General features: G+C 36.3%; 12 protein-coding genes. 9 read left to right on the forward strand and 3 right to left on the reverse strand.

Going from position 1 to position 14,900, the window contains the following annotated elements; all coding sequences use genetic code 11:
• Positions 1–332: 332 nt before the first annotated feature.
• Together ACFVSH_RS02180 and ACFVSH_RS02185 are read right to left on the reverse strand one after the other, a co-directional pair.
• Positions 333–1,988, reverse strand: coding sequence for a helix-turn-helix domain-containing protein (locus ACFVSH_RS02180; protein WP_387704589.1), 1,656 nt, complete (start codon positions 1,986–1,988; stop codon positions 333–335).
• Complete coding sequence (locus ACFVSH_RS02185; protein WP_387704591.1) at positions 1,988–2,473, reverse strand: hypothetical protein; 486 nt, start codon at positions 2,471–2,473, stop codon at positions 1,988–1,990. Before ACFVSH_RS02185 ends, ACFVSH_RS02180 begins: the two co-directional genes overlap by 1 nt.
• A gap of 1,296 nt (positions 2,474–3,769) precedes the next feature.
• Here ACFVSH_RS02185 and ACFVSH_RS02190 point away from each other — a divergent pair.
• Positions 3,770–4,891: a hypothetical protein gene (locus ACFVSH_RS02190; RefSeq protein WP_387704593.1), complete on the forward strand. Its 1,122-nt coding sequence runs from the start codon at positions 3,770–3,772 to the stop codon at positions 4,889–4,891.
• A gap of 1,046 nt (positions 4,892–5,937) precedes the next feature.
• On the opposite strand, the gene ACFVSH_RS02195 is transcribed toward ACFVSH_RS02190, so the two are convergent.
• Complete coding sequence (locus ACFVSH_RS02195) at positions 5,938–6,840, reverse strand: hypothetical protein (RefSeq protein ID WP_387704595.1); 903 nt, start codon at positions 6,838–6,840, stop codon at positions 5,938–5,940.
• A 724-nt stretch (positions 6,841–7,564) separates the two neighbouring features.
• Here ACFVSH_RS02195 and ACFVSH_RS02200 point away from each other — a divergent pair.
• The 8 genes from ACFVSH_RS02200 to ACFVSH_RS02235 all read left to right on the forward strand — a co-directional run bounded on the left by ACFVSH_RS02200 (position 7,565) and on the right by ACFVSH_RS02235 (position 14,890).
• Positions 7,565–8,815, forward strand: coding sequence for a ParM/StbA family protein (locus ACFVSH_RS02200; RefSeq protein WP_387704597.1), 1,251 nt, complete (start codon positions 7,565–7,567; stop codon positions 8,813–8,815).
• A 57-nt stretch (positions 8,816–8,872) separates the two neighbouring features.
• A complete protein-coding gene (locus tag ACFVSH_RS02205) occupies positions 8,873–9,346 on the forward strand; it encodes a hypothetical protein (RefSeq protein ID WP_387704599.1) in 474 nt (157 codons plus the stop codon).
• A 440-nt stretch (positions 9,347–9,786) separates the two neighbouring features.
• The gene (locus ACFVSH_RS02210; RefSeq protein ID WP_387704601.1) at positions 9,787–9,930 is read left to right on the forward strand and encodes a hypothetical protein; all 144 of its coding nucleotides are present in this window, start codon (positions 9,787–9,789) and stop codon (positions 9,928–9,930) included.
• Positions 9,931–10,364: 434 nt separating this feature from the next.
• Positions 10,365–11,486, forward strand: a complete 1,122-nt coding sequence (locus ACFVSH_RS02215; RefSeq protein WP_387704602.1) for a hypothetical protein — start codon at positions 10,365–10,367, stop codon at positions 11,484–11,486.
• 11 nt (positions 11,487–11,497) lie between these two features.
• Positions 11,498–11,827: a CagC family type IV secretion system protein gene (locus tag ACFVSH_RS02220; RefSeq protein WP_250211869.1), complete on the forward strand. Its 330-nt coding sequence runs from the start codon at positions 11,498–11,500 to the stop codon at positions 11,825–11,827.
• Positions 11,828–11,841: 14 nt separating this feature from the next.
• A complete protein-coding gene (locus ACFVSH_RS02225) occupies positions 11,842–12,240 on the forward strand; it encodes a hypothetical protein (RefSeq protein WP_387704604.1) in 399 nt (132 codons plus the stop codon).
• Positions 12,233–12,892, forward strand: a complete 660-nt coding sequence (gene trsD, locus ACFVSH_RS02230; RefSeq protein WP_387704606.1) for a TrsD/TraD family conjugative transfer protein — start codon at positions 12,233–12,235, stop codon at positions 12,890–12,892. The genes ACFVSH_RS02225 and trsD overlap by 8 nt, the downstream gene beginning before the upstream one ends.
• A gap of 24 nt (positions 12,893–12,916) precedes the next feature.
• Positions 12,917–14,890, forward strand: coding sequence for a VirB4 family type IV secretion system protein (locus ACFVSH_RS02235; protein WP_387704608.1), 1,974 nt, complete (start codon positions 12,917–12,919; stop codon positions 14,888–14,890).
• The last annotated feature ends 10 nt before the right edge of the window (positions 14,891–14,900 follow it).

Genomic DNA, 14,900 nt, shown 5'->3' on the forward strand with positions numbered 1-14,900 from the left:
TACTGGCTTACACAGGGAGACAAGTCCTATCTATTGTTAGTATTTGTAGCAACATTTGACCTGGCCGGTGGCTAGTTACTTTTTTCAGACTGTAACAATCACCGTTTTAGTTTGATATGTAACATTCGCCCTTTGAGGGAATATTATATTTCGAGCAAGGCAACTTAGTCACCAATAGCACTTCCACCAGCAACCCTTGCTCTATGCTTCATTTCAATCACAGAAATTTTAATCCCCTCAATATTTATTTCAGTGCAAATATGAATTTATCTTAAATGCTCCGCATGATATGTTAGGAAAATCTTCAAAAAAAATAAGCACCGTTTAGATGCTTATTTTGCATTTAACCACTCTTTCATCTTTTCTAAGCTGACTGTATACGGGCGTTTAATTATATTCCTTTCATACCTGGACAAGGTACTATGGGAGATTCCCATTTCCTTAGCTGCCTCTAAAATGCTTAATCCCCGATCCGTTCTTTCCTTATTTATCGTTTCAGGAGAAACCTGCTTTTCTTCAACCATCTCCTTGGTTGCACTAGTCTCCCTGTCTGTCATACCCTTCAACATAGTTAGAAAATTCTCTGTGTCATAGTCCTGATCCTCAATCAATAATAAGTCCTGGTCATCTCCCATTCCCGTGATTTCAGTAGGTGGGATGATTTGGACACGTGCCTTCAACCAGGTGTTTGCGAACCAATTTCTCTCCTGCTCAATTTGCTTCTCAAGGGTTGTTTCCTTATAGCTCCAACCTTTGATGATTCCATCCTGCTGCAAAGTGTCCAATATTTCCTCAAATTGTTCCCTGATCCTTGAACCATATCGCGGATTCACGTCCAAATCCATGACTTTTAAAAGCCCTTTGTCTCCCCCAATATGATAAGCCCTGAGATAGTCTGCACTCTTCTGGCGAATCCTCCACTGCCAGGACAGGTACCTGGATAACCGTTTATGGTACTTTTGCTTAATTGGATGGTATTCTAGAGTCTTTAATGCAAGCAGCCCACTGCTCCTTTGGGAACCGTATAAGAAGTTTGCGAGCAATTCCCCTGGACGAATGCTGCATTCATAAATACCAATCGGGTTATCCCCCCGATAGGCTACCGTCACACTATCCACCAAAAACAAGGGATTAAACTGGACTTGTCCAATTTCCTCAAAATCTCCCTGGTCCTCATTAATGAACCTCAAATTCTCTTTTTCAATTCTTATCCATATCGTTGTGAGAGCGGCCAACCTTTTCATGATATCGTCCCGTTCTTTTTTTCTATAAGACATTTGATAGCCGTCTAAATCTTCTTTCCGACCTTGCAATCTCCTTAGATTCAAAGCATCATCCGTATGGAAATGAATCATTTGGTCCTTATGAGTAGCCTGTTGCATCCAAAGAATCGAGACAATATCAAAAATATCTGCGGTTAAGTCATCCATCGACGTGATGGCTTGAGAGGTGAGATTTTTCCATTGTTCGATGGCTACATTGGATTTCATCATCAGATAATCATTTTCTGCCCTCACTTGAGCCGTCGCTTCTAAAGCCCTCTCCGCAATCCTTGCAGTAGGAATCTCAGTTGCAATGTCGAATTCATTTTTACTGATGGTCTCCCTTAATTTATGAAATAATAAGGCTGAACCGGACTCGGCAAAATTTTGATTCAACAAGGCATTTATCACTTCCCTGTTGTTAGACTTTGGGGAAGGTGCTGAATTCTCTTCTCCTATAATCTGTATGTGTGGAAGGACAAAATTTCTAATTTCTTCTATGTAATCATCAACCCATTGTTCCATATCCTCGAATTTCAATCCATAATCTTTCACCAAGCTATCCAAAATCACAAAAAATGCTTTTAATGTTTGGCTAGGCTGGTAATCATCTTGACCGGACATAAGATGGTTGATATCCATATTCCAATCGACAAAGAGTTGAGGATAATCTGGAAAAATCGTTTTCATGACATTCAAAAATTTCGTTTGCAGGGGTAGTAACATTATTCTTTAAACCGCCCTTCTTTTGTCGACTCTATGTCCTCAAATGAGTACTGTTGGATGTAATCTTGAAAAACAGCGGTTTCCAAAATACCCAAATCGTGCAGAAAGCTAACGGACTCAAAAGAAAGGAACTGAACAATCGGATTTTTTTCTAGGATGGCTTTTTTCAACTGTTGGATGTCCTTTTCCTGATAAAGGATATAATTTCCCATCTGTTCTTTGATGTCGTTAGGGGAATAGATCGTATCTTTGAAGGGTTGATTATGCATACATTCATAGACCATATCATCTTTTATATAATAAGTCCTGACACCAGAATCTTTCCCAACCTTATAAATTTCGATTTGTTTTCGAAACCATATGGGACCACTGTATAAGTGGACCACTGGTTTAGGAAGCACGCCACGCAGTTGATAGGTGGAAACCTTTCTCCGATCCCAGCCGAGAATTTCCCCCACCTCTTTAACTCCTACTAAAAAATCCATATGTGTTCCCCTTCTAATCTAGTAATATGGTAATTATGAGTGAGTATTGTTGCTTTTGTCAACACATGAGTTAAACGTGCAACTTTTTATATTTTGACGTTTCCTTTCACAATGTGCACAAAACACTTCTTGTCTTCTCTGTTCACTTTCAATATTTTCCATCTAAACTTGCAAAGGGGATGCTTTTAGCCATTTGCAAGTAGGTAGAACGAAAAAAACGTATAAACAATCAGTTCAGGGCAAGCTGGGCACTTAGTTTTTTAAATTGCGCTAGCGTCCATAATTATAAAGTTTGTTGCCCGTTGGTCTATTGGCTACTTTCCATAAAATTGCAACTTATCCTCCCTTTGACGTTTCCTCTCACAATGTGCACAAGCCTGTTTATAAAACTTCTATTAAAATATAGATTCTATACCAAAAGCCTTGCATAAAGTAATGTCCTTCAAGGTCAAATAAATGGGGAAATGACGTTTCCTTTCACACGTTTTTGTGCAAGTTTTACGCTTTTAGTTCGATTATAAATGGCTTTTTTCATTAGAATGTTGATATACCAGTTTTTATCTCAGCCCTCTTAATGATTAAAGAATGACGTTTCCTTTCACAACAAGCACACTATTATATGGGATTGCAACTTTTCCTTCATTTGACGTTTGCTCTCACAATGTGCACAAAGATATGGATATGCAAGTTTATCTTCCATTAATAACATCACATTAGCTTGACGCCTTCTTGCACATCTCACTCATCCATAATTAACTGTGCAACTTTTTATATTTTGACGTTTCCTTTCACAATGTGCACAATTCCCTCTTTTGATCTGGGATTTTTTAAAACATTTTTAATCAACCAACCTTTTACACCCCTACATCACCAACAAAATCTCAGAAAACATTAGGAGCCCACACAAAATAGTGCATAAATTTATCTCTTTTTGTTCTAAAATGAAGAATTATGACGTTTGCTCTCACACAAACTTGCACACATTTCTGTGCAAGTTTTTTTATTCTTGTCCATTTATGGATGGACAATTTTATGAAAACATTGATATATCAACGTTTATCCTAATTTGCTTATCCATGAAAGCATGACGTTTCCTTTCACAATATGCACAAACAGTGTGAAAAAATGACGTTTCCTTTCACACAAAAATATTTAGATTTTTTTTCAATCCCTTGCCCCCCAAGGGATGAGCACACGTTGTGCAACTTTGAAAATCCCTTAATAAAGGACACCATTTCCTGTTTTACCATTCTGCTATAATTCAAACTAGAAAAATAGACGAGAGGAGGGCTTAAAATGAAAGAATCCAGAATAAGAATCGATGGTTTTAGAATGCATCATGCCATCTTAAAAGAATTCCATTTTCTTCGTGATCAGTCATTTGAGCGCCCTCCTGCCTCTGCCTATGTCGTATATATGACCATGTTAAACCAATTACAAGTAGAACAAAACCAACGAGGCATGCTTAAGGAATATAATCTTTCTTACTGGGCAAAGAAACTTGGGATCTCTTATTCTACCCTTTGGGGAGGAAAAAAATTTTTAGAAGATCATCATTTTGTAAAAGAGGAAATCCACGAAGGGTTACCTGTTATCATGTTAAAAGATGTTGATAAGTATAATACACCTGAACTTAATGGTGTATCCCTCAACTACCTAATCATACCGCACGCCCTTTTTGAAACGAATATTTTAGCAGAATTCGTACGTACCTCGAACCCTGAAGGTATCGAACTTCTCTTATCCTTACTTAACCAGTTCCGGACTGGTCTGTCTTTCAGCAAGACAGGTGAAATGGAGAAAATAAAACAAGAACGGACAATGAAGACACTTAAACTTCAACTAAACAAAAATGCAAAAGGGGTTCGTAAAACTTTAAGCGTTTTAGAAGCTCTTTTTTCCATCGAATTCACAGGGATAGAGATTCGTGGGAAGCAAATATGGATTAAAAAAGCCTCCTTTTCCTTAAAGCCGGAATGTGTGGAAGAAAACACGGATGAATTCAATGTCAACTCACTCATGGCGAAACTATCAAAAGAGCTCACCTATTTCTTTGATGGACATCAAATTAAATTTAAACCAAGAGACCAAATCGATGTCATGATTTCCTTTAAGCAGGAAGTAATGAATAAACTGAACTATCTTATGGATGAGGACGATGAAAGCTTCACCATACGTGATCGATTCATGAAAAACTTCTTTTTACAAACAATGGATCAGATTGGTATTCATATACATACAGAAAAACAACGAAAAGGTTCTTTCCATTTCTACTCGATTGGGGCCTTTTTCAGAATGGCCTTTAGAAAGTATCTTCCTGGGGCCTTAAAAAATATTCCTTATGAATTAATTCATGAAGCCAAAATCAGAGAGTACACCCAAACCGGCCAAGCACCAGAGCTACACGGTGTAATTTAATAGCTTAACCCAGCCTTGTGAAAAAATAAGACATTCACAGGGCTATTCGAATATACGCAAAAACTATATTAAAAGTATTCCCTTAAAACAAAAGTCTTTCCTTCCCTCCTCTGTCACGAATTTTGGCAGAATTTTCAAGAAGGATTATTTTTTTACGCTTAATAGATTCCGAATGTTACCTTGTGAAATAGTGGATATTAAAAATACACTCCTGTGAATATGTAAATAGTTAAAAAAAAGCCCTGTGTATATGTGACTTCATTTACATTCTATATGTGGGAAAGTGGAAACTCTGTTAAAATGACTCTTAGAAATGACTAGAACCCTTGTCGCTCAAGGGATATATCTAACAATAGAAAAATGCCTATTACTTCTGTTTCTTTTATTAAATCTGTATTTTCTTATTAAATATGCCTTTTTATTAAATTTGTTTATTTACGAAATAGATCACATCAAACAGAATTTAAAATATTGGATTATTAGGATTAATGTACTCACTGTAAAACAATGAGCCTTTCAACAATTACATATTGAAAACTAATGAAAAGATTAATAACCATATTAGTTAGATTAAGGTTCATTTATTGTAAATTTTATACAATCACCAGAAGAAACCTTCAATTAGTTGGGACGAGCTTAAAACGGCAGCTATGAAAATTCAGCCCAAGTGAGCAGCATTCTATAACACCTTTCAGAAAATCGCTTTTCACCAAAAATTCTGCAAGTAATACCTTAAAAAAGAAACTACTTTGTAAAAAAATTAGACCACCCAAGACGGTGGCCTAAACTTATATCCTTTTCCTGCATTCAACGTATTTAATTAAGGGGCAAGGCCCCTTTTACTTGCTATAAAGCTCTAGAGAGCTCATTGAGAAGCTTTAAACCATCATTGATCTCTATAAAGCAAAAGGATACTCTTATTCCTAATTTGAATCTACAAAATGAAGGTTAAATATCCATCTTCTAGAAAGCTTACATATAAAAATTTTGGGAGGTTCCAATTTTCCACCTTATCCCAAAAATCAAAAATAAATAAAAAAGAACTATTAATCTTCCATAGTTTGTTCTAATACTTCCCTTTCATTTGTTAGAAGTGCTGTTTCTGATTTTAACCTTTTTTCTAAAGCAAGTGATTCTTCTTCCATTTGACTAATCTTCTGCCTTATTGTATCTATTTCTTCAATGTATTCCACTTCTATATGGTCTGCTTTGATATCCCTTTCATCCACTAGTATGTCAGATTCTATATTCAAAGTATCTTCTGTACTTTTTTTTGCAAAGAAAGAGAAAAAACCTGTATTTTTCTTTTGCTCCAAACTCTTTCTTAACACATTCGCAGCTTGTCGATCCATTTTTCGATTTAACCTATGATTTTTAATCTTTTCTTCTATAACTTCAATTTGTCTTTTTCTATCAGCTATTCCAGTTCTCCTTCTCAACAACTCCACTTCAATTAGATTGATTGTGTTTTGTAGCGTGAAGGTTCTCATCATTACATTCTGCCTTCTATCAAATTCCGAGAATAATTGATCTAAGGTATCCTCATTATATTTACTCCCTTTTGCTTTTCCGCCATTTTGTTGAGGAATCGACTTTAGCGATAACTTAACTTGAATATCGGAAATCGTTTCTCCCCTCTCAATTGACAGTAAAGTCATGTGGATTTTAAAAACGGTGAGAAATGGCAATCGCTTCTTTCTACCTTCTACATAAATCTCTAAGTATCCCTCTAGCATCCTAACGTAATACCTTAACGTCGAATTAGCGATATTAAAGATCTTATCAGAACAATCGGTGGTTGAATACATGGCATTCGGATCCAACTCTAGTATATCTTCTTTAAATAGTTTGGCACTGTATTCCTTATCAAGCACCAACGAAGTGAATAAAGCATCGTCACGAAGTGCTTCTGTAATGAAATCCTTATTAGCCTGGACTCTGTTTGTCACGATAACCCTCCTCTTAACGCTAGTTTAACTATAGCTTATTTTTATCTACCTATCGCTAAGCGTCAATTTATCTTTATCTATAGTTTACCTACTAGATAAAGACTAATCAACTAGGTTTGTTTGCTTTAATAGAAATAATGGACATATTTGACCAATTTCAATCTAGTCTAGTTTAATCTATAAGTACAATAATAAATAATCTAATCTAATCTAGTTTGGTTATTATTGTACGTTTCTTCCACATTTCGCGCGTTAAAGAACCGATAACATTAATTTAGCGGTAGAATACAATTAATATGAAAGTATTAGCGTTAATTTGCGGATGATTATCTCATTACTAAACTAGTCTAATCTAGTTTAGTGCGATTTATATGAAGTGATTCCTCCTAGAACCTCCAACGTTAAAGAACCGATAACGTTAATTTGACGATAAGTAACAATAATGTCGAATATTTTAGCGATAAGTTGCCATTAATTTTCTCGCGATAAAAGTAGTTAAAAAAGCGATAACGTCAATTCACCGTCAAATATATAGTTAATATGAACCGACTGATCACAAAGGTTGATGGTTAGTGTCGGGGTATCGATAGTTTATCGATATTAAATCGGCGCTGAAGTATCGTTAACGTCAATTTATCGCTAGTTTTTCATTGACTTTAACAGGGGATCTCTATATATTGGATAGTAAGTAGACTAAACTAGATTAGTCCGAAGGAGGAAGACCATGACAAAACTTGATTTTTTATTTAAAGAGGATTATTTAATTGCAGGAGTAGATAGCGGGAACATTTCTAATAAAATTACGTATATCGATCAAAATGGAAATGTCGTTTCATTAAATATCGCGAGTATTATCGGGGAAAACGCGGAAACCACTGCCGAAGATATGCCAGATGAAAGCGCAGATAAATCTTTTCCTGATGATATGATCCTTCATGTACATATTAAAAGTAAAGCCTTACCAAAGAATCGAACAAATGCTTATTATACAGTAGGGGAATATGCTCAAATTTCAACAAATGACAAAAATAATTTAAGAGAAACCAGCAGTGATGCAAGAGATAAATTAGGGAATGAAATCCATGTTGTAACAACTTTAGCTGGATTAGCCTTAGCTGCTTGGAAATCGGGTAAGACCAATAAGGTAGACGTTCCATTGAGTTTTGGGCTTCCAATAGAAGAGGCCAAACAGGCGTCATCGGAAAAAATCAACTTATATATGGGTGAGCATGAAATTACAGCAATAAAAGGGCCTTATAAAGGCAAAACCATAACCATTAACATTACAGATGTTCAGCTTAATGTGGAAGGCGTAACGAGCTACTTAGCATTGGCCTTTGATTTAGTGGATGGGGAAGTGGTGGAAACTGAATTTTCATCACAGATCCATGATGAGTTTGCCATTGCTGATTTGGGAGCTGGAACATTGGATTTAGCTCTTTATGATGAAAATGGTTTAAATTCAACTAAATCTACAAACCATCTGATAGGTACAAATAAATATATTGATTTAATCATGAAAGAAGCAGCTGAACTAAAGGAATTCGACAGCATAAGGGCCCGTTTTGAAAGGGTGAATAAAACTCCTAAGATCTCGTTTACACGTGAAGAATTCATGAGGAAGTTCATCAAGCCGGAAATCGATAAAATGGTTAAAAAACCTAAATATTCTCCTGTCTTTAAAGCGACATGGCAGTCCAAAACAGCAGATATCACCAAGATTGTAGAAAAATATACAAAACAATATGCCGAAGAAGTGAAAGATAAAGTCATCCGGTATTTTGTTGATACAAACGTTGGGCAAATGATTATCGTCGGGGGAGGGCTTCTCTTCGCTTATCAATACCTAGCGGAACTTAAAGAAGAAGATTGTTTATTTCCTCCGAATATCGATCAAGCCAGTTTCTTTACAAGTAAAGCATATCTCTTGAAAAATATTATTGCTGAAATTGAAAAGCAATCAATTGAAGCATAAAATTGCAAGAGTAGGAGCAGCATCTTCTTTTAGTTGTGATACAAGGTGGTGGTAACGTTGTCCAATAGAAAAATCACTCCAGGTAGGGGGATTCAATATACCCCAAAAACCTCGATAAAATGGGCTAATGAATTTAATGAGTTGGTAGACAGCTTTAAAAGCAGAAATGAACTTATTAGCGCGCTTATAGAAGATGGATTAAAGGTTCGGAATGGATCTTATAAAGAACAAGGTATTTACCTTCCACTAGACACCTTTGCGAATGATCAATTAGCACTTTTGAAAACGGAGGAAGGGCAAAGGATTCTTTATAATATTGTTTCTTTAATTGTAGGGAATCCCGAAGGGACGGCGCTTGCCCAGCAAATGGTGCAGCCGGTATCCCAGAAAAGTGAGCCAGCTTCCTCACCAATCGTCCCATCTGAAGCGCCTGTGAATCATGAAGAAGATGCTAAGGAAGGTAAGGGTCAATCAAACGAAGCCCTTTCTAAACTATTGAAGTTGGGGAAGATGACCAATTTAAAGGGATAAAACACTTTTAAAAATAGAGCTCAGTTATATGTAAGAGGCTGAATCAAAAGGTCGTTGAATAACGACTAATTTGATTCAGTCTCTTTTTTTGTTAACCTTACATCCAATTCAAATGAAAGAGCCCTTGTAGAAATGTTATATATAGGGGGTTCCATTGAGTGGATGGATCCTTATACAAGGTTCACAAAGTAGGACCCACATTTTATATTTAAAAGTTTTGTCAAAATTTGTATTACGTTAGCACTAGAAAATGTAAGCGTTTTCTTTTATAATGAAAACAGGCGATGGTATCTTGACGTAGGCAGGGCCAATACTACATTTATAAAAATGATGATCCATTAAAAAATTACTATTTCCAAACGGAAAATGTAATGTACTTCAAATTGGGGTGTGCTTATCGTTCTGGATGATATTAAAGATAAAGTAAAGGGGAGGAAAAGATGGAAGCAGAAAATAAAACCCCATTTGTCCATTTTATTCAGGAAGATCGATTCGAACTAAACTCCTACCTTAATTATTTATTTAACCAATTTAATGAAAATGTTCCAAAGCATATGGAAGACGTTAAGATGATGGGACAATAGCAATAATATAAAAACAAAAATACGCGGCTGTATTATTCCTTGAGAATAATACAGCCGCGTATTTTGTTAAAAGAAGGTTTTTACCGTTATGAACTTAAAAATCTTAATTGCAATTAGATCTAGCCAGAAAAAAATAGATCAAGGATTAGTAAAAAGGATAATAACAAGACTAAAGTCTCTAGAATACTAACCAGAAAAGTTAGGGTTATATGACTACGAATCCCATCAATAGGTTCATTTTTTGTAATTTTTTGGCTTATTTAATCAATAAAAGGAATATCACTGGTAAAATACAAGCAAGAGAAACGTCAAAGGTATTGCCATAGCATCCTTTTTAGTGGAGAGGGAAAATTGTTTGTGTATGAGATACAGATGAACTCTAAGTTGTTGCATTCTGTAAAATCATTTCGACCCAGTAAGGAGAGGATCTTGTTATGAGAAATGATTCGATTGAAAGATCGGTCAACGATTCCATGCTTACGATTGCTGACTCTATTCTACAAATGATTGAACAGACTAAACAAAAAAGTTTAGATAGGAAAAGTCTCATGAACCAGGAAAAGATGAGTTTGAAACAAGATTCCACCTCTTGGTCTACCAAAGAAAAGACAGAGGCTGAATATGAGCTATATTACGCTATGTTAAAGGACCATCACCCTCAGTTATTTGAAATAAAAGGGGATTACATTGAAACATTCCCAGTCGATAAAGAAAAAAGTGTTTTTTTCATCCTGAAGGATAAAGATGCATACTTCGGGGTCTATAAACAAGAATCTAAGGAAGCGCACATCGTCACACCAGGATTTCCAACCAAAGAGGACCTGCTTCAAAAAACACTCGGCACTTCTCAATTCGAAAAGTTTAGAATGCACTCATTCTTCCTTATGGGAGATGGAAAAGCTTTCTCCCTCCATGACAATAAACAACTTCGGCTAAATTTAGCAAAATCTTATACAACCCTAAAAACCTATGAAAATATCGAACAAGCACGCTCCTCTGTTGTAAAAGAGGAACTAAAAAATGATCCTAAACTTAGAAAACAATCTCTTCGTAGGGCTTTAGAAGAGCATTTTATCCCTTCAGATCTTTTAGGAAAGACCGTTACAATCCAAAATATTTCAATGGATGGTCAAGGGACAAGGCTGGCATTAGTGGAGAATCAGAAAGAACGGGACGTCTGGTTGCCTGACATTGCAGAAAAGTGGGTGGAAAAAGTAAGGGATAGCCCCGGAATGAAGGTTTTGTTTGATGAAGTTTTCATGGATAGTCGTTCCATTGCAGAAGGTTTCCTTGCTTTTTATGGCATGGAAATAAAGAAAGAAAGCCAAGCGAAGCAACATGATTTTGAGGTGATTTCAAATCAAGTTGGCTCGTATATTGGGAAATTGAGTGGCAATGGCAAAGTGAAAAAAGTTTCCCCTTACTTCTCTGAGAAAGAGGCCGAGAAACAGTTGGGAAATTTAAATAATCACATTCAACTAGAAAAGCAGAAAGATAGTCAGGTAAAAGAGGTGGAAACCGATATTCCATTCAAAGAAATTAGGGAAAACGACTAAGGAGGAAACATATGACTTCGTTAAAAAAATTACAAATCTTACTGATGTTTGCTGCAATTCTTTTACTTTTACATATCGCACCAGAGCAAGCATCTGCAGCCGCCAATGTATCAGCAAAAATCAAAGAGGGACTGAAACAAGTTCAAACATTGTTAACAGGGCTTGTTGTTACAGTGGGCATTTGTGTATCCATATGGATCATCATTAAAAAATTACCAGGCGTGGATGATCCTCATACCAAAAACGAAATGTTTCGTGGAGTAGGAATGGCTTTGGCAGGGGTAGGGTTAGCAGCCGCAATCGTATGGCTTGTTCCGTGGATGTACGCGTTATTCGCTTAATTGAGGTGAACTAGATGACGGAAAAAGAAGAGCTTAGAGACGCTCTCAAAACGTTACTTGGAGAAAAAGACAGTCGCAAGGGGAAAACGTTTGTTTTCCCTGATAATGTCGATCGATCATATAACATTGTTAAGGGCTTATCATTAATGAATTTCTTTAGATATATATTACCGGCGGTCGTTATTTCCGCCACTATCCTGTTCATTCCCCCTTATTCATTAGGATTTATGATGGTTAAATTGTTCTTTATGGCCCTTTTGCTGTTAGGATCCTTAACCTTTGCTGTTTTACGTCCCATATCTGCTCGGCCAAATATCACATATAGTAGCTATTTAAAACGAATTATTCATTACAACAATAGACAGAAGATGTTCTTTATGAAATCGAATAAAAGGGATGATTTCCGTGGTTAATCATAATAAGAAAATGGATAAGGAAGACTTTGACTATGAAGTAGAAACCCTTATAAAAAAAGGAAAATCGACAATTCAAGACATAAGTATTATAGAAGGGATATACAAAGACTATGTTCTTTTGAAAAATGGTTATCTGACGTCCATCCTGCAAGTGAGTGGTATCAACCTAGATTTGTTGGCGGAGTATGAACAGAATCGTTTATTTGAAGATTACGGTTCATTCTTAATGAGTCAAGTCCATGATCAATTACAAACCATATCGATGACGGTTCCCGTGGATTTCCGTTCCTATAACTTAGGTTGGAAAAAACGCTATTTGCACGAACTGGAGAATAAGGATAACACAGGTAATGAATACAAGCGAATCCTAATCACATCTTACATCGATCATTTCCAAAGGATAAGGATGAAAGATGAAATGTCGACAAAACAACATTTTGTTGTCATTAGGGAGAAAATGAATAAACGTACGTTCCAAGATTTAGAACGTGCTGAAACTATTCTAACAAAAAAGGTGGAGGAAATGACAAACTCCCTGCGATCCACTTTTGAATCGTACGATATCACGATTAGAAAATTGTCTGAGAAAAATACGTTATCGTTGCTATATAGATATTTTGATTTTGAAATGTCAAAACTATACGGATAACCGGTTCGGAAAGGAGCAAGTCAAATGCCTTTTTCTTTAGCTACTTTATTTTCTTTAATAAAACGTGAAAATAAGCAGGACGAACAGGTGAAACAATATCCCGTAGATGTTTTACATGGGATGTTAGAGACCGAAGAACTTAATTCCATTTATCCTTTTGTCTGGAAGGAAAATAAGAATTATATCGAAAGTGGTGGCAACTTTATTAAGGTTCTGGCGGTCGTTGCTTATCCTAAAGAACAAAAAGGGAACTGGCTATCGGATCTGAAGCGATTAAAAGGAAACATATCCTTTGTCCAGTACCTAGAACCGTCCAATTCAGAAGGCATGATTAGCTATTACAATGACTCTATTAAAAATAAAGATGCGGAACTATTAAAAACAAGAGATCCAGCCACACGCATCAGGTTGCAATCCGAACTGGAAAGCGCAAAATATCAACTAAATCAGGTATTATCAAACCGTTCCACCTTTATGTATCTGTATACATACATCTTCATTCAAGCTGCATCCTTAGAAGAGCTGAAGACCTTAGAAGACAATGTCCAGAGGATTTTAACAAAACTAAGAATGAAAGCTTTAAACCCCCATTACGCAACACCGATGGCATTCTGGTCGGCTCTGCCTTTAGGGGATAACCAATTAAAGGATTATACCTATCAGATGTGCAACAGTGAAGCGGCCTCATCTTTCTTTCCGTTCGATGATTCAGAGATTTGCTATTTATCCCTGACGGCTCAGGTGGAAGGGATCAATAAGACGACCAATTCGTTGGTTGCCATAGACTATTTGGATACACAGCGTACATTAAATCAAAATATGGTGGTCATTGGGACATCAGGTGTTGGAAAATCTACCTTTATGGTCCAAAAGATTCTTCGCTGCTACGCCATGGGAATCAAGATATATATCATTGATCCAGAAAATGAGTATTCGCATATTGTGAAAATCCTTGGAGGTGAAGTTGTTCATCTCAGTAGTAATAGTTCAACGAAAATCAACCCTTTGGAGATATTCTCCTCAGAAATTACGGACACCGAAGATTTTAATGACGATGCGGAATTCATAAGGGACCTTGTTAAACAAAAGGTTCAACGTCTTAAGGCCTTTTTCAAAGTCCTAAAAGCTGACTTATCCCAGGTTGAATCTAGTATTTTAGATAAGACACTGATCAACCTTTACAATCGTTTTTCCATTAATGAAGAGAGCAATTTTACAAGTTTAATGGCAAAGGATTTCCCGATTCTCGAGGACTTTTATGAAGATTTAGGTACATTGAAGACAAATGATTTAGAACGCTATGAAAAAATACAGGATTTTTATTTTATCCTGGAAAGTTATGTTCATGGGTCTAACTCGTTATTTAATGGCCATACGAACGTGAATATCAATAACTCTCTATTCTCTTTTAATCTAAAATCACTACAAAATGAAGTGGATGTGCAGGCTGCTTGTTACTTTAATATCTTTGGTTTCCTTTGGGACGAAGTGACGAGAACAAAAGAGGAATTGGTGTACCTATTTATTGATGAATTCCACTTCTTATCAAAGAACCCGGATTCGATGAGATTCTTTTATCAAGCTTATAAACGATTTAGGAAGTATAATGCCGGTGCTATCGCAGGTACGCAACAAATTATCGACGTACTGGATACCGAGGATAACCTAGGGGCAGCTATGATTGAAAATAGTCACACAAAAATATTTTTTGGACTGGACAATAAGGGTGTTGAAGATGTGGTTAAAAAAATCAATCTATCATTCTCTGATGAAGAGATTTCCTTATTACGAGCGAAGCGTCAGGGAGAGGCATTACTTGTTTACGGGTCTCAACGTGCATTTATTCGGGTTGAGCTCACGCAAGAAGAGCTGCGTCTTTGGAATAAAAAACGGTACCTTGAAAAATATGGTTTAGATCCTGATGAAATCCCTGATTATGAAGGAAGGAATGAAATGACTCCCATTGAAAAAGAAGAAGTTCGAAATTTTGTTCTGTAAAGGGGGAGGC

Origin of the sequence: Peribacillus sp. NPDC058002, assembly GCF_042886655.1 — a bacterium.
Classification (GTDB): Bacteria; Bacillota; Bacilli; order Bacillales; family DSM-1321; genus Peribacillus; species Peribacillus aracenensis.

Excerpts from the sequence above, each read along its gene's own strand:
- ACFVSH_RS02180 (WP_387704589.1), bottom strand. The coding sequence starts at position 1,988 with ATGTTACTACCCCTGCAAACGAAATTTTTGAATGTCATGAAAACGATT.
- ACFVSH_RS02185 (WP_387704591.1), bottom strand. The coding sequence starts at position 2,473 with ATGGATTTTTTAGTAGGAGTTAAAGAGGTGGGGGAAATTCTCGGCTGG.
- ACFVSH_RS02190 (WP_387704593.1), top strand. The coding sequence starts at position 3,770 with ATGAAAGAATCCAGAATAAGAATCGATGGTTTTAGAATGCATCATGCC.
- ACFVSH_RS02200 (WP_387704597.1), top strand. The coding sequence starts at position 7,565 with ATGACAAAACTTGATTTTTTATTTAAAGAGGATTATTTAATTGCAGGA.
- ACFVSH_RS02210 (WP_387704601.1), top strand. The coding sequence starts at position 9,787 with ATGGAAGCAGAAAATAAAACCCCATTTGTCCATTTTATTCAGGAAGAT.
- ACFVSH_RS02215 (WP_387704602.1), top strand. The coding sequence starts at position 10,365 with ATGAGAAATGATTCGATTGAAAGATCGGTCAACGATTCCATGCTTACG.
- ACFVSH_RS02220 (WP_250211869.1), top strand. The coding sequence starts at position 11,498 with ATGACTTCGTTAAAAAAATTACAAATCTTACTGATGTTTGCTGCAATT.
- ACFVSH_RS02225 (WP_387704604.1), top strand. The coding sequence starts at position 11,842 with ATGACGGAAAAAGAAGAGCTTAGAGACGCTCTCAAAACGTTACTTGGA.
- ACFVSH_RS02235 (WP_387704608.1), top strand. The coding sequence starts at position 12,917 with ATGCCTTTTTCTTTAGCTACTTTATTTTCTTTAATAAAACGTGAAAAT.